Source organism: Streptococcus sp. KR, assembly GCF_002238115.1.
Classification (GTDB): domain Bacteria; phylum Bacillota; class Bacilli; order Lactobacillales; family Streptococcaceae; genus Streptococcus.
This window is the reverse complement of the sequence record NZ_NGVM01000084.1, coordinates 1-791: the sequence shown is the minus strand read 5'-3', so window position 1 is coordinate 791 and position 791 is coordinate 1. Positions and strand designations below refer to the sequence as shown.

At 34.1% G+C, this 791-nt stretch carries 1 pseudogene; it reads left to right on the top strand.

Annotated features, from left to right (window positions below):
* Window positions 1–791 (top strand): annotated as a pseudogene (locus CBI42_RS10955) (DEAD/DEAH box helicase family protein); the annotation flags it as partial.

Here is a 791-nt window from a genome sequence, read left to right as displayed (position 1 = left end):
CAGTTCTGAAAATAATGACCAAGATTTAGAAAGTTATACAAGAAATTTTGGACAAGCAGGTCTAAGTAAATTATCTCAATTAAGTAGTTGGGAGAAATACTTGGTGCAAGAAGTCGCAATCTATAACCTTTCCACTCGATTTTACATCCAATCTGAAAAAGAAAAGCTGGAACAACTAAGTGAGCTTCTATTTCATCAGAATCAGGATGTCAATTTAGTCAACGTCTATCGAGTTGCGAATAATCTATCTGACCGTATTAGTAGAGATATAGAGGAATTTCTTCTAATGGTTGACTCAAAAGAGCTTAAAAAAGAAGTTCTTGAGATTCATTTTGAAGAAAAAGAGGGAGATGTTCTAGCCTATATGGGTTCAGAATTGATGGCTACTTTAGATACAGTTACGGATCTTATTCATCGTGAAGAAAACTACCAACAACTCCCACTGACACAAAAGCTGAAGATTATTACTCATTTTGATGAAGTAAAGGCTATAAGAGAAAAGTCTAATCAAGTAGAGGAAGTTTTATCTCCTTCAAGTGATATTGAACAGGAAACGGAAGAAACGAACTCTTTTTCTAATGTCGATAAAATTGTAGAAGAAGCTTTGAGGGAATATCCAATCGGTTCACAAGTAAGTTATAAAGGACAAGTATTTCAGTTGGTTTCGATTGAAAATGCACAGTTAAATGACTTAGTTCGCCTAGAGCTATTCAATGATTTCAACCAGTTATTTGAAGAGAATCCTATCTTATACTTGAACAGTTTGGAAGAGATTGAACAAGTATTGTCTC